The organism is Halegenticoccus soli (assembly GCF_002844195.1).
In the GTDB taxonomy this organism is placed as follows: Archaea; Halobacteriota; Halobacteria; order Halobacteriales; family Haloferacaceae; genus Halegenticoccus; species Halegenticoccus soli.
In genome coordinates this window covers 718,840-742,786 of the sequence record NZ_PEND01000001.1, presented here as the reverse complement: position 1 = coordinate 742,786, position 23,947 = coordinate 718,840, and the positions used below count along the sequence as shown (strand labels likewise).

Below are 23,947 nucleotides of genomic sequence, written 5' to 3'. Positions count from 1 at the left end.
TCGCCGGAAGCGAAACCTTGAGGCGTCGTCCGGGGCGACCGTCACTGTGACACGGTACCGAAACGCCGCGCTGTTCGTCGTTCTCGCCGCCGTCTGGGGGTCGGCGTTCATGGCGATCAAGGCCGGTCTGGAGTTCTTCCCGCCCGTGCTGTTCGCGGCCGTCCGCTACGACATCGCGGGCCTGCTCATGCTCGCGTACGCCTGGCACGTCCTCGACGACCCGCTCCCCCGCGGGCGGGGGCAGTGGGCGCTGGTCGGGATCGGCTCGGTGCTCCTCATCGCGGCGTACCACGCGATGCTGTTCGTCGGCGAGGCGGACCCCGCCGTGACCAGCGCCGCGGCGGCCGTCATCGTGAGCCTCAGCCCCGTGCTGACGACCGGCTTCGCGCGAATGTTCCTCCCCGCGGAGCGGCTGACGGCGGCGGGGATCGCGGGGCTTCTTTTGGGTCTCGTCGGCGTCGCCGTGCTCTCGCAACCCGATCCGAACAACCTCCTTTCCGGCGGGGTGATCGCGAAGCTCCTGGTGTTCGGCGCGGCGGCGGCGTTCGCGCTCGGGAGCGTGCTGACGCGGCGGATCGACGCGGAGATGCCGATCGAGTCGATGGAGGCGTGGTCGATGCTCGGCGGCGCGCTCCTGATGCACCTCGTCTCGCTCGGCCTCGGGGAGCCGATCGTCGGCGACGGCGTTCGGTGGACCGAGCCCGCGGCGCTCGCGGCCCTGCTGTACCTCGCGATCGGCGCGAGCGCGGTCGGCTTTCTCATCTACTTCACGCTGCTCGATCGGCTCGGACCGATCCAGATCAACCTCGTCTCCTACGTCGCGCCGCTGTTCGCCGCGCTCTCGGGGTGGGTCTTCCTCGCGGAGGAGCCGCGAGCCGCGACCGCGGCGGGCTTCCTCCTGATCTTCGTCGGCTTCCTCCTCATCAAGCGCGAGGCGATCCGCGCGGAGGTTCCGCGCCTCGGGGGGGAGCTCCGGGCGCTCTTCTCGCGGAACTGATCGTCCCGTCGGCGAGCGCGCCCGCCCCGTGACCGCCGACCGTCACTCGGCGCGCTCGGCCTCGACGACGGTGCCGACCATCGACCAGCCGCCCTCGTCCGGGCCCTTCCGCCCGACGATGACGCGCTCGTTGTCCTCCGTCGTCGCGAATCGGTACTCGGCGTCGTCGCCCTCGCGCGTTCCCTCGCCCTGGAACTCCCGCTGGAAGAACTCCGCGCTCTCGAGGTGGTACACGCCCGTCGAGCCGTCGTCGAGCGTGAGCCGAACCGGCTCGGGGGTGACGTTGTAGATGCGCTTCGCGAGGGGGTTGAGATCGGCCATGTGTCCGCCAACGCGGCGCGGGACATAAATCCGTCACGACCCGAGCGCGCGGCCGCCGGTCGAGGGAGTCAGGCGTCGAACAGTACGCGGAGGGCGTCACGCCTCGAACAGCGACGCGACCTCCCCGCGGGACAACCCCGCCGACAGCGCGAGGACGAGCTCGATCCGGCCCTTCGAGGCGGGCAAGTCTCCCGCGAACAGCGCGCCGCGCTCCCGGAGCGTCACGCCGCCGCCCCGCGTCCCGTACACCGGCTCCGTCGGGCCGGCGCGACACCGCGAGGCGACGACGATCGGCACCCGATCGGCGGCCGGTCGGTGCGACGGTCGGTCGGCTCAACGGTCGGACGGAGGGCCGACCGGCTGACATATTCGTGGTGTCACACGCGGAGAATAAAAGAATCAGTCGTCTCGATAAATTGTTAGGAGGCCCGAGATCGGTTCGTGAAACGTCGCCGTTCGCGGCGTTCTCGGGGTGAAACGCGCCGAAAGGGATCGAAGGCTCACGCGGCTATATGTCACCGTCCGGCGAAGACCAGTTCGTGAGGTCCCACGTCATGTCGAGCCCCTCAACCACCGTCGAAGAACAGCCGACTCGACCGGGCAGCGCCGACGACGCGCTCGCGTCCGGGATCGACCGCCAGGTTTTCGGCGCGATGGCGCACGCCGTCGTCGTTCCGCTCCGCGCCCTCTGTTTCTGGGCGGCGATCGCGCTCCCGTTCCTCTACGTTCCGCTGCTCCTGGACGGGCTGAAGGGCTCCGCGCCGCTCGTCTTCGTCGGCCTCCTCTCCGCGAACCTCGTCGCGCTGTACGTCGGACGCGCGCACAAGCGGTGACCGTCCCGGACGAGCGAATCAGGATCCTTTAGACGACACGGGGCGGAGCGACCGACATGTCTCTCGAAACGGTTCCGCTCGGACCGACCGGGACGAAGGTGAGCGAGGTCGCGTTCGGCACCTGGCGGTTCGGCCGCGAGAACGACGCCGGCGAGATCGAGGTCGACCGCGACCGGGCCCACGAGCTGCTCGACGCCTACGCCGAGCGCGGCGGGAACTTCATCGACACCGCCGACATGTACGGCGAGGGGCGCAGCGAGGAGTACATCGGCGACTGGCTCGCGGAGCGCGACCGCGAGGACTTCGTGATCGCCTCGAAGATCTACTGGCCCACCCGCGAGGACCCGAACGGCCGCGGGCTCAATCGGAAGCACCTCCGCAGGCAGATCGACCGCATCCTCGATCGCCTCGGCACCGACTACGTCGACCTGCTGTACACCCACCGCTGGGACGACGACACGCCGGCCGAGGAGTTCATGCGCACCCTCGACGGGTTCGTCCGCGACGGGAAGGTCAACTACCTCGGCACCTCGACGCTCGAACCGAACGCCTGGAAGGTGGCGAAGGCGAACGAGATCGCCGACCGGCGGGGGTACGAACCGTTCAGGCTCGCACAGCCGCGCTACAACGTCGTCAACCGGGAGATCGAGGGGAACTACCTGGAGATGTGCGCCGATTACGGCGTCGGGGTGATCCCGTGGTCGCCGCTCGCGGGCGGGTTTCTCACCGGGAAGTACAGTCGGGACGAGGAGCCGCCGGCGGACTCCCGCGCCGCGACGGACCAGCGGTTCGTCGATTCGTACCTCACCGCCGAAAACTTCGACGCGCTGGAGGCGGTCGAGGAGGTCGCGGCGGCGGTCGACGCCAGCCCGGCGCAGGTGAGCCTCGCCTGGCTCACGCGCCACAAGCAGGTCACCGCGCCGATCGTCGGGGCGCGGACGGTCGACCAGCTCCGGGAGAACCTCGCCGCGTGCGAGGTTTCGATCTCCGACGAACAGTTCGAGCGTCTCGCCGACGCGAAGCGGGCGTGAACCGGCGTAAGTCGGCGGATCGTCGGATCGTCGGCGCGCAGCGGGGGAGAGATCCCGCCGCGCTTCGTCAGACCGTTATGTCGTCGGCCGGTAGGGGCGGACGTGAGCGAAACCGATTTCGACGCCGACGCCTGGGCGGCAGAGCTACGCCGGATGCGGGACGAGAAGGACGCCTTTTTCGCCGAGCACCCCCAGTCGCCGATTCCGCCCGCCGAGCGGGACGGCTTCGAGGGGCTGTCGTACTTCGACCCCGATCCGACGTACCGGATCGGGGCGACCGCGCGGGTTCACGACCGACCCGACCCGGTCGAGATGGAGACGACGAGCGGTCCGAACGTGCGCTACCTCCGCGTCGTCACCTTCGAGTTCGAACTCCGGGGGGACGACCGGACGCTCGCGGCCTACCGCCAGGAAGAAGCGGAGGGTCGGACCCTGTTCGTCCCGTTCCGCGACAAGACGACCGGCCAGGAGACCTACCGCGGCGGCCGGTACATGGAGTTCGAACCGGAGCGCGACCTCGGGGACGGCGACGAAACCGTCCTCGATTTCAACCTCGCGTACCAGCCGTTCTGCGCCTACAGCGACACCTTCTCGTGTCCGCTCCCCCCGGAGGAGAACTGGCTCGAAGCGGCGATCCGGGCCGGCGAGCGAACGGGGTGAACCGGTCCGTCCACCCTCGACTGCCGGAGCGAGCGGGACGGCCGGAGAATATGATGATAGATTATGTCCGTTACGACGGATAAACCAAACGCCTTATGCGATGCGCGGCGTAGCTTTCGGTAGAGGCATGGACGTCACACGCAAAGGTATGATCGGGCTCGTCCTGATGATCGTCGGTACGCTCGCCTTCCTCCCGGGAGTCACGCCGGGCGCAGGCATGGGCGTGCTGGTCCTCCCCGCCGCGATCCTTCTCACGGCGGGCACGTATCTGCTCGGAACCGACGGCGACGGCCGGCCGGTTTAAGCCCCGAACTGCGGTTTTTCGCGCGAGACCGACCCGAGGAGGCGTGCGTCCGCCCGGGCGATCGGACGAAACTGCCTTCCGGCGGGCGGGCGGATGGAACCCGATGTCGGCTCTCAGAACCTGCGAGGCGCACGGTCCGTTCGACGCCGGCGTCTGCCCGGACTGCGGCGCGCGGGGACGGCTCGTTCTCGACGCCGACCGGCGCGAACGGCTGTCGCGGTTCCTGAGCGGCGCGCTCCGGCACTTTCCGTCGGATCTCGGCCTCTCGATGGACGACGCGGGCCGGGTGCGGTACGCCGCTCTCGTCCGCGCCGCGACGGACCGGTACGAGTGGGCGACCCCGGAGGCCGTCGAGGCCGTCGTCGCGACGGATCCGAAAGGTCGCTTCGAGCGCGCCGACGGACGGATCAGGGCGGCCTACGGTCACTCCGTCGACGTCGATCTCGGTTCCGGAACGGACGGCGGGGCGGTCCCCGACCGGCTCTACCACGGAACCGCTCCGAGGAACGTCGGTTCGATCCGCGAAGAGGGGCTCAAGCCGATGGGGCGGCAGGAGGTCCACCTGTCCCCGACGCGGGAGGGCGCGCGGTCGGTCGGCCGGCGTCACGCCGCCGAGCCGATCGTGTTCGTCGTCGACTCGGAGGCGATGCTCTCGGACGGGCTTCCGATTCGCCGCCGGGGCCCCGAGACGTACACGGCCGACCGGGTCCCGCCCCGGTACCTCGGCCTGTGACTCCCGCGGACGGGCGCGATCGACCGTCGGATTCGTCCCGCTCGCCGGGACCGCTACTAGGCTCTTCCGCGTCCTTTCGCGCGCGGCTCGCTCGCCGTGCGGATCGCGACATTCCGGCGGAGCGGTCGCGGATTCGCGACTACTGGACGCCCGACCGTTCCGTCCGGACGCTCTCGCTGGATCGTGCTGCTCCGGTCCGCCGCGGAGATGCCTCGAATCCGGATCCGGAACGCCGACCGACGAGACGTGACGCTGATAAGTCGCTTGCGTACGCATGGTTTCCGTTTATCCTGCTAGCCGGGGTGAAACGTACTAGGGGAGGCGGCGCACCGATCGCTTTCGTAGCGCCGAACGTTTCGGTTTCCGACCGGACGCGTGTGTACCGGATCGAGTAGGGAACGGAGGGTGCATTTGACACATGTCGGAACGACACACGATCGACAGGAGAACAGCACGAGCGCGCGAACCGACGAGCGGGGTGCGACGGCCGGCGGACGCCGATAGGCCCGGCGGGGCGGGCACTCGGCGCTCGACGAAGCGCGGTTTCGCCCGCGGCTCCCGCCGCTCTCGTCCCGTCGCGGCGGATCGTCGGAGAGCGAAGCCTCCGACGGTGCGCGACTGACATGTCCGTCTACGAGGGATCGAACGGGAGATACTACACGGAAAACGACCTCTGGGAGCGGTTCGAATCGGGCGCGTGGACCCCGCGCATGTGGGAGACGGACACCGGGCGGGAGATCGTCGAGACCGAGGCGGAGGAGGTGCTGATGCTCGCTCCGACGGACCCCGTGGATCTCCCCGAAGGAGTCGAGATCAGGCGCGACGGCGGGTTCCCGACGATCGTGGACTCGCGCGAGCTTCGGACGCGCTCGCGCGGCTTGCTCTCGCGGTGAGACCCGACCGGACTCGGCGGGCGGACGCCGAAGCCGGTCGAGAGCGTCGCGCCGACGCCGGCGAGCGGTCGCCGCTTTCGAACGAATCGACGAGGAGAAAGCTTATGCCGACGGTGTCGGGAGAAGGGTCCGCAGCACTAAGGCAGTCATGTGGTGCTGCACTTTCCTGTCAGGAGCGGCATCTCCGCGGGTGGGCCGGCAGGGGGCGTGTCCCCCGGTGGCCCGTCCGACGGTAACGAGAAGGCCGAGAGCTGTAGGAACCTCTCGTCCGACCACTCGCCCCCGCTCCTCGGAGAGCGGTAGTGCGACTCCCCCCGACATAGTGTGATCAGAATGCTATTAATGGGGAATAGTAACTTCAAGAACGTCGATCAATGGACCGAACGCCGGCGCACGCGCCGCCATCGGCACCGCTCGATCCACCCTGGCCCCGAATGTATAGAAATTTGAAAATTCTCCGCGAAAGGAGAAAACTTATGCCGGGGTGCCTGAATCTATGTTTCGCAGCACTTGGGTCAGTCACGTTGTGCTGCGTACATCCGTCAGGTCCAACAGCCATCCGTGATGGCTGGTGAGGGGAAAAGTCTGAGACCCCCTCGAACGTTTTTTGGCGTCTGAACTCGGAGGGCGGAAACTGCTGCGAGACGGTCCGACGACCGACGGAGGGCCACGAGGACAGCCCGCGCTCTGCGGGCGGTCGGATCACGGCGAGAAGTCGTCGAGTGCCCGGGGTGGGCTCCGAACCCACGATCTCCGCATGTCCCAGGTACGAGGCTCGGCGGGCCTCCGGGAGCGGAGCTTCCAAGGCGGTTACCGCACCGAAGCTCGGTGGTCGGACCGCGGAGGACCGACGCGATACCCTATGAGTGCGGCGCTATGTCCAGCTAAGCCACCCGGGCTCACTTCCACGTATTGCGATGAGACTCTTTAACCTTCTCATATCGGTTCGCCCGATCGCTCGCCGCCGCCTCGCGGCACACCCCTCGGATTTATGTCATAGTAGCGGGACACCCCGCCATGGGTCTCCCGGAACTCGTCCGGTCCGAACTCGACGGCGAGTCCGTCACCGCCCGCGTGGCGCTCGGCGGCGAGGACGAACTGCTCGTCACCCCGACGCGAACGCTCGTCTACCGGGCCGACGGGCTGCTGTCCGACGAGGCGGTCGAAACGTACCCGCACGACGCCGAGCGGATCGAGGTGTCCGAAGGCAAGCGGAAGTCGAAGGTCTCCCTCGGCTACGGTCTCGACGGCGAACGTTCGTTCGCGGTCCCGACGAAGCGACTGCGGGAGGCGCTGCACCCGGTTCTCGCGGGCGCGCTCGCCGCCGTCGGAATCGTCGAGGACGGCGAAACCGTGACGCACGTCTTCCGGTTCAGCGAACTGACGCTCGTCATCACCGACTCGCGGGTGGTGAAGCACATCGGCGCGGCCGTCTGGGACGACGACTACGAGGTGTTCCGCTACGACGACGTGACGGACCTCGCGTTCGAGGACGGCAGCGTCGCGACCTCGGTCGTCCTCACGCTCGGCGACCGACAGGAGCGGTTCAAAGCGCCGAACGAGGAGGCGCGGGCGGTGCGCGAGGGACTCGAATCCGCGCTGCTGGCGTACCACGGCGTCGGGAGCCTCTCGGAGTTCCGCGCTGCCGTCTCGGCCGACGAGCGCGGAGACGAAGACGCGAGTGCGGACGAGAGGGGCTCGGGCGGGTCCGCGCGGAGCGCGGTCGACTTCGGCGACGGTCCGGATCCGCTGAGCGCGACCCCGTCGCAACTCGCGCGGTCGTCCGAGAGCGCGCCCCGCGCGGCCGACGGGCGAGCCGATCCCCCGAACGCCGAACCCCGGCACGCCGATACGGCGGCCGACGGCGCGGGAGCTGACGGCGCGGCGGCCGACGAGTTCCGGGGTACCGGGTTCGAGCCGGCCGACGCCGGCTCGGACGAGGAGCTCGCGAGCCGCCTCGCGGCGCTCGAAGGCGCGGTCGAGCGGCAGAACGAGGCGCTCCGCGAACAGCGGGAGCTCGTCGAGCAGCTCATCGAGGAACTGCGGCGGGGTCGATAGGAGAGCTCCGCATTCTACTCTCGACCCGTGACTTTCCTGATGCACGACGACCCGAACGGCCCGAGTTCGCCGGAGTCGAAGCGGATGAAGTGACCCGTCGAGAGGCCCGCCCCGCAGCGGCGACAGGAGAAGTCGCCCTCCCTCGTGACGACCTGGCTCTCGAATCGCACGAACGTCCCGCCGCGGCGCGTCCGGATCCGCCCGTCCTCGCGCTCGATGATGCCGCGCTTTTCGGCCTCGTCGAGGATCTCGCGCGTCGCCGTCGGGTCGGTCGTCACGGTCTCGATCCGGTCGACCACCTCGGCGAGACTGAGCTCGTCGCGTTCGAGGTGCGCCAGCAGGTCGAGCGCGAGGGCGACCCGCTCGTCCCGGCTCCCGGCGTCGGTCACGGGAGCCCGTTCCGCCGCCGGACGCTTAACCGTTCCGCGGAGCCCGAGCGCGCTCCGCGAAGCGCAAAGCGTTTCCACCGCGGGTTGGCAGGGGTGGTATGAACCGCCGGGCCCGGTTCCTCCTCGGAGCCGCCGCGATCGCCGCCGTCGCGCTCGGAGCGTGGCTCTCCTCCCCGGACGGAACGCTGCGGTGGCTCGCGGGGCTCTCCTCCGACCCCGTCCGGTTCGGCGCGGTCCTGCTCGCGCTGTCGCTGGTCCGGCCGTTCCTCGCGTGGCCGACGACGCTCCTCGCCGTCGGGGCGGGGTACGGCTACGGCGCGGCGGGGATCGGCGTCGCGCTCGCGCTGATGGTTGTTACGAGCCTCGTCCCGTACTCCCTCGCCCGGCGCACCGGGGGCGGCGGCCGGCTCTCTGACGCCGGGGAGCGGTTCGTCGACGACGCCGGCACCGTCAGGAGCGTCGCCGCGAGCCGCCTCCTCCCCGCGCCGTCCGACGTGGTGTCGGTCGGGGCGGGGGCCGCAAACGTCCCCCTCCGGCCGTTCCTCGTCGGAACCGCGCTCGGGGAGCTGCCGTGGGCGGCCGGCGGCGCGCTGGCCGGCGCGTCGCTCGACGCGCTGACGGCCGACTCGCTGTCGAGCGCGATCGACGTCCGACTCGTCGCCGCCGCGGCGCTCCTCGCCGCGCTCCTCCTCGCGGGGCCGGCGTACCGGTTCCTGCGGGGCGACGACTCGCGGCTCGGCCGCGTCTTCGGGCGCGGGTGGCGGTGAGCTGGCGGCCGGGAGCGAACGGGCGGGTGGCGATGGACGGACGGTATCGAACCGCGGGAGGGCGAGGGGACCGTCGGACGACCCGAGCGCGATCTTAGGACCACGCTAAGAGGGACACGCCCGCCGTTCTACGGCGGACTCGCGGGTCGGCCCGTCACTCGGTTCACTCCAGGAGGGACTCGCCCGTCATCGCCCCGGGCTGCTCGACCCCGACGAGCCGCAGGATCGTCGGCGCGAGGTCGCAGAGCGACCCGCCCGGCCTGACGGTCCGACCGCCGTCCGAGCCGTCGGGCGCGAGATAGACGATCGGGACGGGGTTGTAGGTGTGCGCGGTGTGCGGCTCCTCGGGCGTCCCCATGTCGTCCGCGTTCCCGTGATCGGCCGTGATCAGGGCGTGCCCGCCCGCGGCCTGGACGGCGGCGACGAGCCGTCCGAGCTGTTCGTCGACGGCTTCGACGGCCCTGACGGCGGCGTCGAAATCGCCGGTGTGGCCGACCATGTCCGGGTTGGCGTAGTTCAGCACGAGCACGTCGGGGTCGTCGGACTCGATGATCGCGATCGCCGTGTCCGTCACCTCCTCGGCGCTCATCTCGGGCTTCTGGTCGTAGGTCGGCACGTCGGGGCTCTGGATGATGCGCCTGATCTCCCCGTCGAACTCGACCTCGCGCCCGCCGTTGAGGAAGTACGTGACGTGCGCGTACTTCTCCGACTCGGCGAGGCGCAGCTGCGTCATCCCCGCCTCGGAGACGACCTCTCCCAGGGTGTCCTCCGGCTGCGTCGGCGGGAACGCAACCGACAGGTCGAACGTCTTGTCGTACTGCGTCATCGTCACGACCTCCGCGTCCGGCGGCGAGGTGTCGAAGGGCCAGTCCGGACGGATGTCCGCGAGCATGCGGACGAGCTGCCGGGCGCGGTCCGACCGGAAGTTGAAGAAGATCACCGCGTCGCCGTCTTCGAGCGCCGGTCCGCCCTCGATCAGGGTCGGCTCGACGAACTCGTCCGTCTCCCCGCGCTCGTAGGATCCGCGGACGGCCGCGACGGCGCTTTCGGCCTCGAACGTCGCCTCGCGGCGCACGATGGCGTCGTACGCCCGCTTCGTCCGCTCCCAGTTCAGGTCGCGGTCCATGGCGTAGTACCGGCCGGAGACGGTGGCCACGTCGCCCGTCCCGCGGTCGGCGACGACCGACTCCAGTTCGGCGAGGTAGTCGGCCCCCGCCTTCGGGTCGGTGTCCCGACCGTCGGTGAACGCGTGGGTGACCGCCTCGACGCCCCGGTCTGCGGCCATCCGGACGAGCGCGTACAGGTGCTCCTGGTCGGAGTGGACCCCGCCGTCGCTGACGAGCCCCATGAGGTGGACGCGACCGCCTCGCTCCTCCGCGTACCGGAACGCCGAATCGAGCGCGTCGTTCTCGAAGAACGACCCGTCCCCGATCGAGTCGTTGATCCGGGTGTACGCCTGGTAGACGACCCGCCCGGCGCCGATATTGACGTGTCCGACCTCGCTGTTGCCCATCTGGCCCTCCGGCAGGCCAACGCGGCGCCCGGACACGTCGAGCGTGCCGTACGCGCCCGACTCGGCGAATCGGTCGAAGTTCGGCGTGTCGGCGGCCTTGACGGCGTCTCTGCGGTCGTGGTCGCCGAGTCCCCATCCGTCGAGAATGACGAGCGCAACCTTCATGGGCGATACCACCGCCGCCGCGGGTAACTACCCTTCGCTTCGGGCGAGGATGGCGGCCGGGCACGCCGGTCCGACGCGCGGGGGAGTCGTCGCGCGACCGCGAGACCTATTGCCCGGCCGCGCGCTCATCCCGCATGGTCGCAGAGCGCGTCGTCCCGGATCGACTCGTCGAGTACTACCTCGGCAACGGCCCGAGCCTCGTCTGGCTGCTCGTGGTCAACGCGACGGCGTTCCTCGTCGGCGTGCGGTACTACGTCGAGACGATGCCGGCGGTGGGGACGTTCCTGTGGCCGCTGTACGGCGATTCGCCGACGGCCCTCGCGCTGGCGACGCTCTCCCTCGCGACGCTTCTGCCGGCGCTCGGGCGCGTTTCGCCGCTCGACGCGCCGACGAACCGCCCGCTCGCGTACCTCCACACGCTCTCTTTCGTCTGGCTCGTCAAGTACGGCCTCTGGACCGTCGTCGCGCTGAACCTCCGCCCCGACCTGTACGTCGGGTTCACGCTCGATTCGCTGTGGAGCTACTGGGGGATCATCCTCACCCACGTCCTGTTCGTCGTCGAGGCCCTCCTCATCGCGCGGGTGGGGCGGACGACGCGGGGCGCGCTCGCGCTCGCGCTGGGGCTGATGCTCGCGAGCGACGCCTTCGACTACGCGTTCGGTTATCACCCGCCTATCCGGTACGAACCGGGCGCGACGCTCGCGGCCGCGACGGTCGCGCTGTCGGTGCTTTCCGTCGCGTTCGCGGCGCGGGAGTTCGCCCCGCTGGCCGAAAACGACTGAGGTGAACGGTGCAAACTTACGCACCGAGACAGTTCACACCCAATGAACGAAACGAACGAAGGCTCTCGTTTATACTAGGGGACGACGCTACCGGTTACCTATGCGAACGGTTTACGTTCTCGTCGCCTGCCTCTCTCTCGTCGCCGCCGCGTGCGGTCCGGCGGCCGCAGCGTCGGCGTCGTCCGGGGTCGCGGAGTCGCTGCACGCCCCGTCGGAGCCGATCGGCGAGCCGCCGGTGGCGAGCGAGGCGCAGATCCGGAACGCGACGAGCGGAAAGCGGGCCGGCGCGAGTATGGGATTCGGAACGGAGCTCTCGTCGTTCGTGCAGTCGATGAGCGCCCAGACGAGGGGGACCGTCGACCGCGAGCTGTGGGAGCGCCGACTCGAACGGACGGAGACGGCCGCGACGATGGAGCAGCGGATCGACGACCTCGGGTCGAAGTTCATCGCGCTCGAATCGGAGCGCGAGCAGCTCGAAAGCGAGTACGAGAACGGGAACGTCTCGGATCTCGAGTACCGGGCGCGGCTGAGTCGGATCGAAACGCAGCTTCTGATCCTCGACGCCGTCGTGGACTCGGCGCGCGAACCCGCGGCCGAGCTCGGCGCCAACACGACGCGGCTCGACCAGATCGACGCCGGCGTCGACCGCGTCCGGGGCCCGCCGACCGACGGCCCGGTGTGGGCCGCGAGCCGACCGGCGGGAGAGCCGGCCCGCGGCGCGAGCGCGTCGGTCGGGGGAGGAGCGCCGACGGCCGACGCGAACGGAACCGCCGCCGAACGGGCGGTCAACCGATCCGACGCCGCGGGCGAATCGGTCGACGCCGCGACGAACCGGTCCCGCTCGGCTCCGGCGAGCCGACCGAACGCGGACCGCGGCGCAACGGGCGCGCCGGGCGACGCGGCCGACGCGAAGGCAACCGCGGACGCGCCGACTGCGGATCGACCGGTCGGCGGAGAGACGACCGACCCGGGCGATCGCAACGAGAACGCGGACCCGAACGCCGCAGATCGGAGCCGAAGCGACGAGAACGCCTCCGACGGCTCGACGGCCGCCGCCGACGGTTCGACGAACCGCTCCGACGACTTGACGGCCGCCGCCGACGGGCCGGCGGACGCCTCCGGCGACCGTCCGGCGCTCGCTTCGCTCGTCGGGTCGCTGACGCCGCCCGTTTTTATCGCCGGGTTGGTTGACGCGGTGAGTCAGCCTTTTGAGTTTTCGTAGCGTACGACCACAGCATGGACTCTGCGGTGCTCCTCGATCTCCTCGGCAACGAGAACCGTCGGCGCATTCTCCGGCTGCTCTCGCACAAGCCGTGTTACGTCACCGAGATCAGCGAGTACCTCGGCGTGAGTCCGAAGGCGGTCATCGACCACCTGCGGAAGTTAGAGGAGGCCGGGCTCATAGAGAGCCGCACCGACGACCAGCGGCGGAAGTACTTCCACATCTCGCGCAACCTCCGTCTCGAAGTGAGCGTCTCGCCGTACGGCTTCGGCGCGAAGAGCGCGTACCCGGCGAACCCGAGCTTCGACATGACCGGACGCTGTCCGCACGTCTCCCTGGAGACGCGCGCGCTCGACGACGACGAGGAGGACCTCTCCGATCTCGCGGCCGAGTTCTCCCGGCTGGAGGAGCTCGAAAACGAACTGTCGCTCGCCCAGCGGTGGGTTCACGGGCGGATGACCGACGTGCTCGACCGGCTGAACGAGGCGCTCGGGGTCGACGCGGACAGCCGATTTTACGCCGAAATCCTCGGCGCGCTCGCGGACGGAAAGCGGACCGCCGGCGAGATAGCCGCGGAGGTGGACGCGCCGGCCGGCGCAGTCGAGGACGCCCTCCGCCGGCTCGCCGAGCGCGGGCTGGTGCAGAACCGGGGCGGCCGGTGGCGGATCAGCTGACCTCCCTCGTCAGCCCGGCGCGCAGATCCCGGCCGAAGTAGTGTCCGACGAGCGCGACGAGCAGGCCGGTGCCCGCGCCGACGCCCGCGATCGCGGTACCGTACTGGGAGAACGCCCGGACCGCGAAGGGGAATGCGACGGTGCCGAACGTTCCGAGCGTGGTCAGGACCAGCACGAGCCCGGACGCGAGCGCCGCGGCCAGCCCGACTTCGACGTACCGGCGGCGGCGACTCGCGAGCCCGACCACGAAGGCGACGACGAACAGCCCGGCGATCCGGCCGAGGAACCCGACGATCGGGATCGACCCGCCGAGGAGCAGCCCGACGAGCGAGGCCGCGAGCGCGGCGAGGAACACCTTGATCGAGAACAGTGAGCCGGTCCGCCGCGCCAGCCCCGAGAGCTGTCCGCCGCGCTCGTCGTCGCCCGCCCCGGCGGCCTCGTCGTCGAACGCGACGGACTCGCGTTCGCGTTGATCGCTGCGCTGCATGCGGGACGATGGGCGGGCGTCGGTCAAGGCTCTTGTGCCGGACGGCCGAACGGATGCTTTCAAGTCCGGTCCGGCGGTACCACGCTGTATGAACCCAGGGGACCGCGTCCGCGTCGAGCGCGGGGGCGTCGCGAACGAAGGGGTGCTGATGCCGTCGACGACGGCCGAACACCTGGTCGTCAAGCTCGACGGCGGGTACAACGTCGGGGTCGCGCGCGAGGGCGCCGACGTCGAGGTGCTCGAATCCGGCTCGTACGAGGTCGGCGGGGAGGGCGACGGAGAGGACGAGAGCTCGGTCGTCGAGTTCGACCCGGACCTGCCGACGGTGGCGCTCATCTCGACCGGGGGGACCATCGCCTCGACCGTCGACTACCGGACGGGCGCGGTGACGGCGCAGTTCGACGCCGAGGACGTGCTCCGAGCGGTTCCCGACCTCGCGGGGCGGGCGAACTACCGCGGCCGGGTCGTGGCGAACATCCTCTCGGAGAACATGACGCCGGCGGTCTGGCAGCGCCTCGCGCGGGCGGTCCACGAGGAGATCGAAAACGGCGCCGACGGCGTCGTCGTCATGCACGGCACCGACACGATGCAGTTTTCGGCGTCGGCGCTCGCGTTCATGCTCGACGCGCCGGTGCCGATCGTCTTCACCGGGAGCCAGCGCTCGGCCGATCGACCCTCCAGCGACAACGTGATGAACGCCGTCTGCGCCGTCGAAGCCGCCAAGAGCGACTGCGCGGAGGTGCTCGTCTGCATGCACGCCACGGAGAGCGACGACGTCTGCGCGCTCCACCGGGCCACCCGCGTCCGGAAGAACCACACCTCCCGTCGGAGCGCCTTCGAGACGGTCGGCGCGAGGCCGCTCGGCGAGGTGAACTACGAGACCGAGGAGGTCGCCTTCCGCCGGGAGTACAGGGAGCGCGGCGCGGCGACGCTCGACATCGCGCCCGACCTCGACACCGAGGTCGAGCTCGTGAAGTTCACCCCCGGGATGGATCCGGCGGCGTGGGACTACCTCGACGGCAAGTCCGGCGTCGTGATCGAGGGGACGGGCCTCGGCCACGTCCACACGGACCTCGTCCCCCGAATCGAGGAGCTCGTGGACGAGGGCGCGGTCGTCGCCATGACGAGCCAGTGCCTCGGCGGGCGCGTCTGCGACCGCGTCTACGACACCGGGCGCGACCTGCTCGACGCGGGCGTCGTCGAGGCGGGCGACACGCTCCCCGGGACGGCGAAGGTGAAGCTCATGTGGGCGCTCGCCAACCTCGGCGATCCGGCGGGCGCGATGGGCGAGTCGCTGGCGGGCGAACTGCGGGAGCGGTCACGACCGTGGACCTGACGGTCAGGCGCGCCCGCCCGGAGGACTACGACGCGGTGGCCGCGTTCACGACCGACACGTGGCCGGACCGGGGCGGAGACTACATCCCGCGAATCTACCACGAGTGGATCGAGGGCGACGACGACGGCCAGATGACGTTCGTCCTCGACGCGGGCGACGGCGCGGGCGGCACGCCCTCGACGAACGTCGCCGGTATCTGCCAGGGCGTCCTGCTCTCCGAGTACGAGGCGTGGGGGCAGGGGATGCGCGTCCACCCCGAGTACCGCGGTCGCGGCGTCGCGCTCGCGCTCACCGACGCGCTGTTCGAGTGGGCCGCGGGAGCGGGGGCGACGGTCGTCCGGAACATGGTCTTCTCGTGGAACGTCGCCGGACTCGGCCAGTCGCGCGCCGCGGGGTTCGACCCCTGTACGGAGTTCCGGTGGGCGACGCCGACGCCCGACGCGGACGCGGAGCCCGACCTCCGCGTGACCGGAGACCCCGACGGCGGGTGGGCGTTCTGGACCGCGAGCGACGCCCGCGCGCACCTGAAGGGGCTGGCGCTTGACGGCGCGGAGTCGTGGGCGCTCTCCGAGCTGACGCGCGATCGGCTGCGCGAGGCGGCCGACGAGGGGCGGCTCTTCACCGTGCAGGACGGGGGAACGCGCGCGCTCTCGCTCAGAAACCGGAGCTACGAGCGCGAGAACGAAGCGGGCGCCTCCGAGACGTGGGCCGAGTACGCGGTCGGCGCGTGGGCGGACGCGGAGGCGGCCCGGGCGCTCTACCGGGCGATCGAGCGCGACGCCGCGGACGCGGGCGCCGATCGGACGCGCGTGCTCGTCCCCGAGAGCGTCCGGTGGGTGAGCGACACGGCGGCCGCCCGCGCGGCGGTGTCGGACGAGCCGGACTTCGTCATGGCGGCCGACCTGACCGACGAGCCGGACGACTCGGCCGACGAAACCGCCCGCGGTCGGTAGGACCGTCGGCGACCGCGGGCCCGGTTCGCCGCGCGGTCGCCGGCGGGAGGCGTGCGGGGGAGCCGCCTCAGACGGCGTACCAGAGCGTCTCCGACTCGCCCTCTTCGTCCGGCTTCTCGACCTCGTGCCGTTCGAGGACGCCCTGCCGTTCCAGCGCGACGAGCGCGTCCTCGACCAGGGCGGGTTCGACGTCGACCTGCTCGACGACGTCCGCGGTCGACCGCGGCTGGTCGTCGTTGAACGCCTCGAAAACCCGCTTTTCGATGCCCGGCGCCCGGTCGGATCCGTTGGAGGGGGTCATTTTCTTCGCGTGAAACGTTACGCCCGCCGGGGGATATGGGCTCGGCCTTGGAATACAGGGATTGAAAAGCGGCGATCGCGGCGATCAGCCGAACAGCCGCTCGCGGAGCGTCCGCTCGCGAGCCGTCTCGGCGAGGAGGACGGAGCAGTCCACGTCCTCGACGACGTCGAGGACGAGCGTCCCCCGGACGAGTCGCGAGAGCAGCCCGCGCTCGGTCGCGCCGATGACGAGCAGCGACGCGGCGGCGGCGTGCCGTTCGATGGCCGCCTCCACGTCGCCCGACTCGACGACGAGGCGGGCGTCGCCGAGGTCGTGCGCCTCGGCCCACGACCGGAGGAACTCCTCTCCATCCGTCTCGTGGTCGGTCACGTGTAAAAGCGTCACCTCGGAGCCGTACTCGGCGCGGAGCGTCGCCGCGATGGCGGCGGAGAGATCCGAGTCCGGGCCGCCCGCGGTCGGCACCAGAATCCGGGACGGATCGAGCCCGCGGTCCTTCAGGACGAGGAAGTCGCAGGGGAGCGAGTGGGCGAACTCGTCGACGGCCCCTTCGGCGCGGCCCGGCGCGCCGTGGGAGTCCGGCCCCCATCCCATCACCGTCAGGTCCGCGCCGTAGGTCCGGGCGGCGTCGAACACCTCCTCGAACGAGCGGTGCGAGAGGACCGCGTGCGTCTCCACCGACACGCCGAAGGTCTCCGCGTCGTCGCGGGCGGCGGCGAGGATGGCGTGGGCGTCGTCCAGATCCCCCTGCTCGCGCGCCGCCTCCAGCGGCGTCTGGTCCGGCACCTGCACGACGTTGATGGCGACGACCGTTCCGCCGCGGTGCTTCGCGATCGCGCTGGCCAGGGTGATGAGATCCGTCTCGTGGGCCGGGTTGGCGAGCGGCACCATGACGCGGTACGTTCCGCCGTCCGGCTGCACCGACGTCGCCACCGACACCGCGGAGCGCGGCATCTCCTCGGATCGGTGGAGGATGTAGTGGCCGAGCACGCCCTGTTTGTCCGCCTTGCCGCGGGCGTAGCCGAGGTACCAGAGCCCGGCGAAGGCGACGAACGCGAGGCTCAGGAGGACGACGAAGGGTTCGATGAACGCGATCAGGGCGAACGAGACCACCGCGCCGAGCGCCGGAACGAGAGGGTACAGCGGGACGCGATAGTCCGGACGGTAGTCCTCGGGGTCGGCCTCGCGCATCACGATCAGCGCGACGTTCAACAGCCCGTAGATGAGCAGGTGGAGCACGCTGCCGGCGGTGGCGAGCGTCTCGACGTCGGCGACGAGGACGAAGAGGAGGATGAACGCGCCCGTGACGCCGATCGATCGGTACGGCGTCCCGAACCGGGGGTGGATCTCGTTCAGTTCGGCGCTGACGATCCGGTCCCGGCCCATCGCGAAGTTGATCCGCGAGGAGGCCAGGATGGACGCGTTCGCGCTCGAGGCCGTGGCGAGCAGCCCGCCGAAGAGGAGCGCCGCCGCCCCGAGCGGACCGGCGAGCGCCCGGGCGACGTCGACCACCGCCGTGTCGTTTCCGGCGACGAGGCTGTTGTCGACGGCCGCGAGCACCGTGACGAGCACGAGGGCGTAGATCGTCGTCACGATGAGGACGCTGCCGATCACCGCCCGCGGGAGGTTCCGGCCGGGGTCTTTGATCTCCTCGGCGACGGACGTGATCTGGACGAACCCGAGGTAGGAGACGAACACGAGCCCCGTCACCGGCAGCAGCGGCGCGAAGCCCCTGTCCGGGGGGACGATCGGCCGGAGGGTGGCGAGGTCGGCGTTCAGCGCGCCCACCGCGGTGAACGCGGCGAGGATGCCGACGAGCGTGACGACGATGACGTTCTGGAGCCGCCCGGTCTCCTTCGCGCCGACGTAGTTGACGAAGACGAAGAGCGCCGCGCCCGCGAGCGCGACGAGTTTGGTCGCCGCGAGCGTGACGCCGCCGACGGTGAGGTCGGGGACCGGGAGGAACAGCACCACGTACTGTCCGAAGCCGGTCATGTAGAACGCGCTGGCGAACGCGAGCCCCATCCAGTTACTCCAGCCGGCGACGCTGCCGAACAGCGGCCCGAGCGCGTGGTTGACGTAGTAGTACGCGCCGCCCGACTTCGGCATCGCCGTCCCCAGTTCGCTGGCCGAGAGCGCCGTCAGGAGCGCGATCGCGCCGCCGAGGACGAACGCGACGGCGGCGAGCGGTCCGGCCCGCTCGACGGCCGCCCCGGGGAGGACGAAGATGCCCGCGCCGATCATCGTGCCGACGCCGATTGTCAGCGCGGCGAGCGGACCGAGGTCCTTCGCGAGCTCCTCGTCGCTTATGCGCGGAATCGTCGCGGGGGTGACGGAATCGTCGTGACTCTCTCCGGACGTGTCTTCATACCAAATGGTATTCGAATCGCCCGGTTTAACTGATTCGTAATCGAGGACGCTCGACGGCTTCGATCCGCGATTCGCCGGACGTGCGACGGAGCGGTCACGTCGGCCGCGCGGTGAACGTCATCCGGATCGCCGCGCCGGACGGCCCGCGGAGCGCGGTGCCGATCGGCCGCGGATGCGGGGGAGATCGACGGGTCGACGGATCGCCGGTTACTCGTCGCCCCCGCGATCCCGCGGCAGCACGACGACCGGCCTGTCGCTCTCAGTGACGAGCGACCTCCTGACGTTCTCGGCGAAGAGCTCCCACCAGCGCTTCCCGCCGCGGGGGGAGAAGACGACGGCGCTCGCGTCTGCCTCGGCGGCCGCTTCGAGGATCGCCGTCGCCACGTCGGTCCCGTACAGCACCCGCGTCTCCGCCTCGACGCCGGCTTCCGCGGCGCGCTCGCGGACGAGGGCGAACATCTCCGAGGCGAGCTCCTCTCGCTGTTCGACGGAGGCCTTGTCCGGTGCGCCGCCGGCCTTTTCGACGACGTGGACGACGAGCATCCGCCCGCCGGCGTCGGCGACGTACGGGAGAACGGCGTCGCACGTCGCGCGCGCGTCGTCCTCGTTCGCGATCGGCACGATCGGATACGCGAGGAGCGGATCAGACACGGCGGACACCCCCGGCGGTCGAGAGGGGGGAGTCGCAGGAGGCGGTCCCGGCGCGGCGCGTCCGCGGTGACGGTCGGTCGGCGCTCATGCGCCGGGGTACGGGGGCCGACGCCTTAGGTGATTCCGCCGGAGCGACCAGTTTCGATCGAACTCGCGCCGGCGCGCGGCCGCCCGGCGTCAGATCGCGGTCACCCACGCCCGGTATCCCTCGTCGCGACCGTACACCTCCTGAAACGCGCGGTCGACGAAACCGGCCAGCCGATTCGCGTCTGAACGGGCCGTGATCCGGACGTTCGTCCCCTCGGCGTTCTCCGGGCTCTCCAGTTGGTCGATCCGGAACTCGGGGAACTCCGAGACGAGGGCCTTCAGGCGGTCGAGCTCCTCGTCGGTGGCGTCCAGGTTGAACGTCCGCTCCGTGAACTGGATCCACGGCCCCGGAAGCGGGTCGCCCTCCTCGTCGACCCCGTCGAGGTCGGGGTCGGCGGGGACCTCGATCGTCAGGTAGGGACTGGCGCGCTCGCGGTGGGCGGCGACGGCGTCGGCGAACAGCTTGCGCCGCTCCGTCGGCGTGTCGGCGTCGAATCGCGTCATGGCGGCGGGTACGTCGTCAGCGTCAAAAAGGATCGGCTTCGAGCGGCGCACGCTCGCCGGAAACAACACCTCCTTAACGAAGGCTGGTGAACCTGGGGACATGGCGGATTATCACGTGCTTCTGCTCGGAGCACCCGGTGCGGGGAAAGGAACGCAGAGCAAGCGTCTCGCCGGGGAGTTCGACCTCGAACACGTCACGACCGGCGACGCCCTCCGCGCGAACAAGGACATGGAGACCGAGTACGGGACGCCGCGCGAGTACATGGACGAGGGCGAGCTCGTGCCGGACGAGGTCGTCAACGAGATCGTCAGGGAGGCGCTGTCGCAGGCTGACGGCTACGTCCTCGACGGCTACCCGCGCAACCTCTCGCAGGCGGAGTACCTCTCGGAGATCACCGACCTCGACGCCGTCGTCTACCTCGACGTGAGCGAGGAGGAACTGGTCCGGCGGCTCACCGGCCGTCGGCTCGACCCCGAGACGGGCGACATCTACCACGTCGAGTTCGACATGCCCGAGGACGAGGCGGTCCGCGAGCGGCTCGTCCAGCGCGACGACGACACGGAGGAGACGGTGCGCGAACGGCTGCGCGTCTACCGCGAGAACACGGAGCCGGTCATCGAACACTACCGCGAGCGGGGCAAACTCGTCGAGGTCGACGGCGAGGGGACGCCCGACGAGGTGTTCGAACGGATCGCCGACGTGGTCCGCGAGCAGGCCGGGTAACCGCGAGCGGGCGGAAGATCAGAGATCGCCCGACTCGTCGGATCGGAGCCGGGAATGGCCGCGCTTTCGACCGACGGAAGACCGGACCGTCGGACCAGCGCGTCCCCGCCAGCGCAGCCGCCCGCGGCGGGGCACGGGTCCCGCGGCGGGAATCGGAGAGTAAAAGCTTCATAACCAGTCGATTACTACCGACGGGTAATGGCACGTATCGAAGCAAAGGTGAGGTCGCTCGTGGCCGAGGATCCGGAGATGCGGTCGGCCGTCGAGACCGTGCTCGATCGGGCTGACCGCGGGGAGGTCCGGTGGGTCGACGTCCGCGACGACCTGACCAGCGGACAGTGGGGGCGGCTCATCGAGAAGGGCGTCCTCGTCGACGGCGAGGGGGGCGAGGGGTTCTCGCTCGCCGACCCCGAGGCGACCCGCCGGGCGCTCTCGGAGGACGACGACTCCGGCGCGACGGCCGCCGCCGGCGGCGACGACGAAATCGAGGGGACGACGTGGTCGAAGTGGGACAAGGGCGCGGCGCTCGTGACCGTCGGGCTGTTCCTCGGTTACTCGTGGGCGCCCGTTCGGAATCTCGTCGGCAGCGCCTTCCACGTCGTGCTCGGCCCGATCGCGGAGATGCTCCCCTTTTACGCGGTCGTGATGGTGCTCGCGCTGGCGACCGGCCTGTACTCGACGCTGCTGCAGGCGAACCTGATGAACATGGAGAAGATGGGGATGTACCAGGAGCGGATGAAGGACATCCAGCGCCGCCGCAAAGAAGCCCAGGAGTCGGGCGACGATGCCGCCCTGGAGAAGATCCAGGAGGAGCAGATGGAGGCGATGGGCGACCAGATGGGCATGTTCAAAGAGCAGTTCCGCCCCATGGTGTGGATCATGTTCCTCACCATCCCCGTGTTCCTCTGGATGTACTGGGCGGTCGGGATCGGGGCGAACGCGTCGGCGCACATCGATCTAACCCCGATGACGATCCCGCTTGCGGGCGAAGTCGGGTGGCAGGATTCGCTCCTCGGCCCCATCCAGCTGTGGATCGTCTGGTACTTCCTCTGCTCGATGGCGTTCACCCAGATCATCCGCAAGGGGCTGAACATCAGCACGACGCCGTCGACGTCGTAGGATCCCGTACCGCCCCGAACCGACCTCCCGTGCGGCGGTACAACCACTGTCGCGCCCGCTCGGGAAGGTAACGCATTTTAATCCGTCCGTTCGAGAGTGAGTATGTTGATCACCGTTTCCGGCCCGCCGGGTAGCGGCAAGAGCACCAACGCGGCCGAGTTGGCCGCGCGGTTCGGACTCGACCACGTGAGCGGCGGCGACATCTTCCGCGCGCTGGCCGCCGAGCGGGGGTACTCGCCCGTCGAGTTCAACGAACTGGCGGAGGAGGACGAGGCGATCGACCGCGACCTCGACCGGCGGCTGTACGAAATCGCGAAGGAGCGCGACGACGTCGTGCTCGAATCCCGGCTCGCCGGCTGGCTCGCGGGCGACTTCGCCGACCTCCGCCTCTGGTTGGACGCCCCGCTCGAAGTCCGCGCGGCCCGGATCGCCGACCGCGAGGACAAGGCCGTCGCCGCCGCGCGCGAGGAGACCGAGCGGCGCGAGGCGAGCGAGAAGAAGCGCTACAGGGAGTACTACGACATCCCGATCGACGATCTCTCGATCTACGACCTCGCGTTCAACACCGCGCGCTGGGGCCCGGAGGCCGTGATCGACGTGCTCGCGAACGCGGTCGAGGCGTACGACCCCGACGCCGACGAAGGCAAACATCCCGTCGAGGGCGTCCGGTACGACTTCTGACGATGCGCGGCCCGCCCGACGAGCGCGACGCGGACGCCCTCCTCGAATTCGGAGTCGTGAACCTCGACAAGCCGCCCGGTCCGTCGGCCCACCAGATGACCGGGTGGGTCCGCGACCTGGCGGGCGCGGAGCGGGCGGCGCACGCCGGAACGCTCGATCCCAAGGTGACGGGCTGTCTGCCGGTGCTGCTCGGCGACGCGACCCGACTGGCGCAGGTGTTCCTCGAGGGCGCGAAGGAGTACGTCGCCGTGCTCGAACTGCACGGGCGGCCGCCGAGCGATCTGGAGGCCGTCGTCGCGGAGTTCGAAGGCGAACTGTACCAGAAACCGCCGCGCAAGAGCGCCGTCTCGCGCCGCCTGCGGACGCGCGAGGTGTACGACCTGGACCTGCTGGAGCTTCGGGACCGACAGGCGCTCCTCCGGATTCGGTGCGAGAGCGGAACGTACGTCCGGAAGCTCTGTCACGACCTCGGCCTCGCGCTCGGAACCGGCGCGCACATGGGCCACCTCCGCCGGACGGCGACGGACCCGTTCGACGACTCGGACCTCGCGACGCTGCACGACCTCGCGGACGCGCTGGCGTTCGCCGCGGAGGGGGACGAGGAGCTCCTGCGGCAGACCGTCCGACCCGCCGAACGGGCGCTCGAACACCTCCCGCGGGTCGTCATCGCCGAGAGCGCGGCCGAGCAGGTGGCGCAGGGAGCGCCGGTGTACGCCCCCGGCGTCGTCGCCGCCGACGGCGGGGTCGAACGCGGACGGCTGCTCGCGTGTTACACGCCCGACGGCGCCGCAGTGTGCCTCGGACGGTTAGTCGGCGATCCCGACGCGGAGCGCGGCGAGGTAGTGCGGTTAGAGCGCGTCCTCGTCTAACCTCCCGGCGGGATTCGCGCGCTCTCGTTTCCGAGCCGGGAGCGACGCTCCCGGCGGGTACGGGGAGGGCGGGGACGGACCGCCCGATCCCGACGGATCGAGGTCGCGCCGCGGAAATCGCGAGGCGGAGGCGCGGACGCCGACGGCGAAACGAAGCCCTTAATTAAGGGACGCCCGTTCCCCGATATGCGGGACCGTAGGGTAGCGGTATCCTCGGCGCATGGGGTGCGTCGGACCTGAGTTCGAATCTCGGCGGTCCCACTTTTCGCTCCGCGAAAATGGGAGCACGAGGGCGAGCGGAGCGAGCCGTCGGCGGTCCCACTGTTCCTGCTCGCCGAGCGACAGCGAGACGTGCGAACGTGTCGAGCGACGAGATTCGAGAGGCGAGTCGCAGCGTCCTCACTCCGTTCGGACGATCGTCTCGACGAGTTCGAATCTCTCCTGTCTGCCTGCCGTTAGTCCCGTGTCAGGTTCCACAAGTATCTTTCGCCGGCAACATTTTCCCCACAGGCGGTCAGCATTCCCC

Annotated in this window: 27 protein-coding genes and 2 tRNA genes; 19 read left to right on the top strand and 10 right to left on the bottom strand. The window is 70.2% G+C overall.

Annotated features, from left to right (window positions below):
• Positions 1-46 precede the first annotated feature (46 nt).
• The gene (locus CNO20_RS03855) at positions 47-997 is read left to right on the top strand and encodes a DMT family transporter (protein WP_101294676.1); all 951 of its coding nucleotides are present in this window, start codon (positions 47-49) and stop codon (positions 995-997) included.
• 42 nt (positions 998-1,039) lie between these two features.
• Here the strand turns inward: CNO20_RS03855 and CNO20_RS03850 are convergent, their stop codons facing one another.
• Both CNO20_RS03850 and CNO20_RS03845 read right to left on the bottom strand, forming a co-directional pair.
• Positions 1,040-1,318, bottom strand: coding sequence for a DUF8072 family protein (locus tag CNO20_RS03850; RefSeq protein ID WP_101294675.1), 279 nt, complete (start codon positions 1,316-1,318; stop codon positions 1,040-1,042).
• A gap of 96 nt (positions 1,319-1,414) precedes the next feature.
• Positions 1,415-1,615: a hypothetical protein gene (locus tag CNO20_RS03845; RefSeq protein ID WP_199174712.1), complete on the bottom strand. Its 201-nt coding sequence runs from the start codon at positions 1,613-1,615 to the stop codon at positions 1,415-1,417.
• A 257-nt stretch (positions 1,616-1,872) separates the two neighbouring features.
• Here CNO20_RS03845 and CNO20_RS03840 point away from each other — a divergent pair, with 257 nt between their 5' ends.
• The 6 genes from CNO20_RS03840 to CNO20_RS03815 all read left to right on the top strand — a co-directional run bounded on the left by CNO20_RS03840 (position 1,873) and on the right by CNO20_RS03815 (position 5,772).
• Complete coding sequence (locus tag CNO20_RS03840) at positions 1,873-2,151, top strand: DUF8028 family protein (RefSeq protein WP_233203896.1); 279 nt, start codon at positions 1,873-1,875, stop codon at positions 2,149-2,151.
• A 56-nt stretch (positions 2,152-2,207) separates the two neighbouring features.
• Complete coding sequence (locus CNO20_RS03835; protein ID WP_101294674.1) at positions 2,208-3,182, top strand: aldo/keto reductase; 975 nt, start codon at positions 2,208-2,210, stop codon at positions 3,180-3,182.
• Between the two features lie 153 nt (positions 3,183-3,335).
• Positions 3,336-3,842, top strand: a complete 507-nt coding sequence (locus CNO20_RS03830) for a DUF1684 domain-containing protein (RefSeq protein ID WP_101295021.1) — start codon at positions 3,336-3,338, stop codon at positions 3,840-3,842.
• 127 nt (positions 3,843-3,969) lie between these two features.
• Positions 3,970-4,146: a DUF8178 family membrane protein gene (locus CNO20_RS03825; RefSeq protein ID WP_199174711.1), complete on the top strand. Its 177-nt coding sequence runs from the start codon at positions 3,970-3,972 to the stop codon at positions 4,144-4,146.
• A gap of 103 nt (positions 4,147-4,249) precedes the next feature.
• Positions 4,250-4,879, top strand: a complete 630-nt coding sequence (locus CNO20_RS03820) for an RNA 2'-phosphotransferase (RefSeq protein WP_101294672.1) — start codon at positions 4,250-4,252, stop codon at positions 4,877-4,879.
• Between the two features lie 623 nt (positions 4,880-5,502).
• Positions 5,503-5,772: a hypothetical protein gene (locus CNO20_RS03815; RefSeq protein ID WP_199174710.1), complete on the top strand. Its 270-nt coding sequence runs from the start codon at positions 5,503-5,505 to the stop codon at positions 5,770-5,772.
• Positions 5,773-6,495: 723 nt separating this feature from the next.
• Here CNO20_RS03815 and CNO20_RS03810 read toward each other — a convergent pair.
• Positions 6,496-6,671, bottom strand: a tRNA-Met gene (locus CNO20_RS03810).
• A gap of 118 nt (positions 6,672-6,789) precedes the next feature.
• Here CNO20_RS03810 and CNO20_RS03805 point away from each other — a divergent pair.
• A complete protein-coding gene (locus CNO20_RS03805; protein ID WP_101294671.1) occupies positions 6,790-7,830 on the top strand; it encodes a DUF7115 domain-containing protein in 1,041 nt (346 codons plus the stop codon).
• A 14-nt stretch (positions 7,831-7,844) separates the two neighbouring features.
• Here CNO20_RS03805 and CNO20_RS03800 read toward each other — a convergent pair whose 3' ends face one another.
• Positions 7,845-8,219, bottom strand: a complete 375-nt coding sequence (locus CNO20_RS03800) for a DUF5830 family protein (RefSeq protein ID WP_101294670.1) — start codon at positions 8,217-8,219, stop codon at positions 7,845-7,847.
• A 98-nt stretch (positions 8,220-8,317) separates the two neighbouring features.
• On the opposite strand from CNO20_RS03800, the gene CNO20_RS03795 reads away from it, so the two are divergent.
• Positions 8,318-8,986, top strand: coding sequence for a VTT domain-containing protein (locus tag CNO20_RS03795; RefSeq protein WP_101294669.1), 669 nt, complete (start codon positions 8,318-8,320; stop codon positions 8,984-8,986).
• 163 nt (positions 8,987-9,149) lie between these two features.
• On the opposite strand, the gene gpmI is transcribed toward CNO20_RS03795, so the two are convergent.
• Positions 9,150-10,664, bottom strand: coding sequence for a 2,3-bisphosphoglycerate-independent phosphoglycerate mutase (gene gpmI, locus CNO20_RS03790; protein WP_101294668.1), 1,515 nt, complete (start codon positions 10,662-10,664; stop codon positions 9,150-9,152).
• Between the two features lie 134 nt (positions 10,665-10,798).
• Here gpmI and CNO20_RS03785 point away from each other — a divergent pair, with 134 nt between their 5' ends.
• From CNO20_RS03785 to CNO20_RS03775, 3 genes are all read left to right on the top strand, one after another.
• Positions 10,799-11,446, top strand: coding sequence for a DUF1405 domain-containing protein (locus CNO20_RS03785; protein WP_101294667.1), 648 nt, complete (start codon positions 10,799-10,801; stop codon positions 11,444-11,446).
• 100 nt (positions 11,447-11,546) lie between these two features.
• On the top strand, positions 11,547-12,668 hold the full coding sequence (locus tag CNO20_RS03780) for a hypothetical protein (protein ID WP_101294666.1): 1,122 nt from the start codon (positions 11,547-11,549) through the stop codon (positions 12,666-12,668).
• A gap of 14 nt (positions 12,669-12,682) precedes the next feature.
• A complete protein-coding gene (locus tag CNO20_RS03775; RefSeq protein ID WP_101294665.1) occupies positions 12,683-13,342 on the top strand; it encodes an ArsR/SmtB family transcription factor in 660 nt (219 codons plus the stop codon).
• Here CNO20_RS03775 and CNO20_RS03770 read toward each other — a convergent pair.
• Positions 13,335-13,829, bottom strand: coding sequence for a hypothetical protein (locus CNO20_RS03770; protein ID WP_101294664.1), 495 nt, complete (start codon positions 13,827-13,829; stop codon positions 13,335-13,337). The genes CNO20_RS03775 and CNO20_RS03770 overlap by 8 nt on opposite strands.
• Before the next feature lie 88 nt (positions 13,830-13,917).
• Here CNO20_RS03770 and gatD point away from each other — a divergent pair, with 88 nt between their 5' ends.
• Together gatD and CNO20_RS03760 are read left to right on the top strand one after the other, a co-directional pair.
• Positions 13,918-15,165 (top strand): Glu-tRNA(Gln) amidotransferase subunit GatD, encoded by a 1,248-nt coding sequence (gatD, locus tag CNO20_RS03765; protein WP_101294663.1) that lies wholly within the window; start codon positions 13,918-13,920, stop codon positions 15,163-15,165.
• A complete protein-coding gene (locus CNO20_RS03760) occupies positions 15,162-16,118 on the top strand; it encodes a GNAT family N-acetyltransferase (protein WP_101295020.1) in 957 nt (318 codons plus the stop codon). The genes gatD and CNO20_RS03760 overlap by 4 nt, the downstream gene beginning before the upstream one ends.
• Before the next feature lie 67 nt (positions 16,119-16,185).
• Here the strand turns inward: CNO20_RS03760 and CNO20_RS03755 are convergent, their stop codons facing one another.
• The 4 genes from CNO20_RS03755 to CNO20_RS03740 form a co-directional block, all read right to left on the bottom strand.
• Positions 16,186-16,419, bottom strand: coding sequence for a hypothetical protein (locus tag CNO20_RS03755; protein WP_101294662.1), 234 nt, complete (start codon positions 16,417-16,419; stop codon positions 16,186-16,188).
• Positions 16,420-16,503: 84 nt separating this feature from the next.
• The gene (locus tag CNO20_RS03750) at positions 16,504-18,726 is read right to left on the bottom strand and encodes an amino acid permease (protein ID WP_101294661.1); all 2,223 of its coding nucleotides are present in this window, start codon (positions 18,724-18,726) and stop codon (positions 16,504-16,506) included.
• A 267-nt stretch (positions 18,727-18,993) separates the two neighbouring features.
• On the bottom strand, positions 18,994-19,437 hold the full coding sequence (locus CNO20_RS03745) for a universal stress protein (protein WP_394337236.1): 444 nt from the start codon (positions 19,435-19,437) through the stop codon (positions 18,994-18,996).
• A 177-nt stretch (positions 19,438-19,614) separates the two neighbouring features.
• Positions 19,615-20,028 carry a DUF7975 family protein gene (locus CNO20_RS03740; RefSeq protein ID WP_101294659.1) on the bottom strand — a complete coding sequence of 138 codons (414 nt, stop codon included), beginning with the start codon at positions 20,026-20,028 and terminating at the stop codon, positions 19,615-19,617.
• 100 nt (positions 20,029-20,128) lie between these two features.
• Here CNO20_RS03740 and CNO20_RS03735 point away from each other — a divergent pair, with 100 nt between their 5' ends.
• The 5 genes from CNO20_RS03735 (at position 20,129) to CNO20_RS03715 (ending at position 23,682) form a co-directional block, all read left to right on the top strand.
• Entirely contained in the window at positions 20,129-20,752 is a 624-nt protein-coding gene (locus tag CNO20_RS03735) for an adenylate kinase (protein WP_101294658.1), read from the top strand.
• 198 nt (positions 20,753-20,950) lie between these two features.
• Positions 20,951-21,871 (top strand): DUF106 domain-containing protein, encoded by a 921-nt coding sequence (locus CNO20_RS03730; protein WP_101294657.1) that lies wholly within the window; start codon positions 20,951-20,953, stop codon positions 21,869-21,871.
• 102 nt (positions 21,872-21,973) lie between these two features.
• Positions 21,974-22,552: a (d)CMP kinase gene (gene cmk, locus CNO20_RS03725; RefSeq protein WP_101294656.1), complete on the top strand. Its 579-nt coding sequence runs from the start codon at positions 21,974-21,976 to the stop codon at positions 22,550-22,552.
• A gap of 2 nt (positions 22,553-22,554) precedes the next feature.
• Positions 22,555-23,421 (top strand): RNA-guided pseudouridylation complex pseudouridine synthase subunit Cbf5, encoded by an 867-nt coding sequence (locus CNO20_RS03720; RefSeq protein WP_101294655.1) that lies wholly within the window; start codon positions 22,555-22,557, stop codon positions 23,419-23,421.
• A gap of 190 nt (positions 23,422-23,611) precedes the next feature.
• A tRNA-Pro gene (locus CNO20_RS03715) sits at positions 23,612-23,682 on the top strand.
• The last annotated feature ends 265 nt before the right edge of the window (positions 23,683-23,947 follow it).

Excerpts from the sequence above, each read along its gene's own strand:
- CNO20_RS03820 (WP_101294672.1), top strand. The coding sequence starts at position 4,250 with ATGTCGGCTCTCAGAACCTGCGAGGCGCACGGTCCGTTCGACGCCGGC.
- CNO20_RS03805 (WP_101294671.1), top strand. The coding sequence starts at position 6,790 with ATGGGTCTCCCGGAACTCGTCCGGTCCGAACTCGACGGCGAGTCCGTC.
- CNO20_RS03730 (WP_101294657.1), top strand. The coding sequence starts at position 20,951 with ATGGCACGTATCGAAGCAAAGGTGAGGTCGCTCGTGGCCGAGGATCCG.
- CNO20_RS03840 (WP_233203896.1), top strand. The coding sequence starts at position 1,873 with ATGTCGAGCCCCTCAACCACCGTCGAAGAACAGCCGACTCGACCGGGC.
- CNO20_RS03770 (WP_101294664.1), bottom strand. The coding sequence starts at position 13,829 with ATGCAGCGCAGCGATCAACGCGAACGCGAGTCCGTCGCGTTCGACGAC.
- CNO20_RS03830 (WP_101295021.1), top strand. The coding sequence starts at position 3,336 with ATGCGGGACGAGAAGGACGCCTTTTTCGCCGAGCACCCCCAGTCGCCG.
- cmk (WP_101294656.1), top strand. The coding sequence starts at position 21,974 with ATGTTGATCACCGTTTCCGGCCCGCCGGGTAGCGGCAAGAGCACCAAC.
- CNO20_RS03775 (WP_101294665.1), top strand. The coding sequence starts at position 12,683 with ATGGACTCTGCGGTGCTCCTCGATCTCCTCGGCAACGAGAACCGTCGG.
- gatD (WP_101294663.1), top strand. The coding sequence starts at position 13,918 with ATGAACCCAGGGGACCGCGTCCGCGTCGAGCGCGGGGGCGTCGCGAAC.
- CNO20_RS03850 (WP_101294675.1), bottom strand. The coding sequence starts at position 1,318 with ATGGCCGATCTCAACCCCCTCGCGAAGCGCATCTACAACGTCACCCCC.
- CNO20_RS03815 (WP_199174710.1), top strand. The coding sequence starts at position 5,503 with ATGTCCGTCTACGAGGGATCGAACGGGAGATACTACACGGAAAACGAC.
- CNO20_RS03835 (WP_101294674.1), top strand. The coding sequence starts at position 2,208 with ATGTCTCTCGAAACGGTTCCGCTCGGACCGACCGGGACGAAGGTGAGC.
- gpmI (WP_101294668.1), bottom strand. The coding sequence starts at position 10,664 with ATGAAGGTTGCGCTCGTCATTCTCGACGGATGGGGACTCGGCGACCAC.
- CNO20_RS03780 (WP_101294666.1), top strand. The coding sequence starts at position 11,547 with ATGCGAACGGTTTACGTTCTCGTCGCCTGCCTCTCTCTCGTCGCCGCC.
- CNO20_RS03785 (WP_101294667.1), top strand. The coding sequence starts at position 10,799 with ATGGTCGCAGAGCGCGTCGTCCCGGATCGACTCGTCGAGTACTACCTC.
- CNO20_RS03720 (WP_101294655.1), top strand. The coding sequence starts at position 22,555 with ATGCGCGGCCCGCCCGACGAGCGCGACGCGGACGCCCTCCTCGAATTC.
- CNO20_RS03795 (WP_101294669.1), top strand. The coding sequence starts at position 8,318 with ATGAACCGCCGGGCCCGGTTCCTCCTCGGAGCCGCCGCGATCGCCGCC.
- CNO20_RS03755 (WP_101294662.1), bottom strand. The coding sequence starts at position 16,419 with ATGACCCCCTCCAACGGATCCGACCGGGCGCCGGGCATCGAAAAGCGG.
- CNO20_RS03735 (WP_101294658.1), top strand. The coding sequence starts at position 20,129 with ATGGCGGATTATCACGTGCTTCTGCTCGGAGCACCCGGTGCGGGGAAA.
- CNO20_RS03825 (WP_199174711.1), top strand. The coding sequence starts at position 3,970 with ATGGACGTCACACGCAAAGGTATGATCGGGCTCGTCCTGATGATCGTC.
- CNO20_RS03740 (WP_101294659.1), bottom strand. The coding sequence starts at position 20,028 with ATGACGCGATTCGACGCCGACACGCCGACGGAGCGGCGCAAGCTGTTC.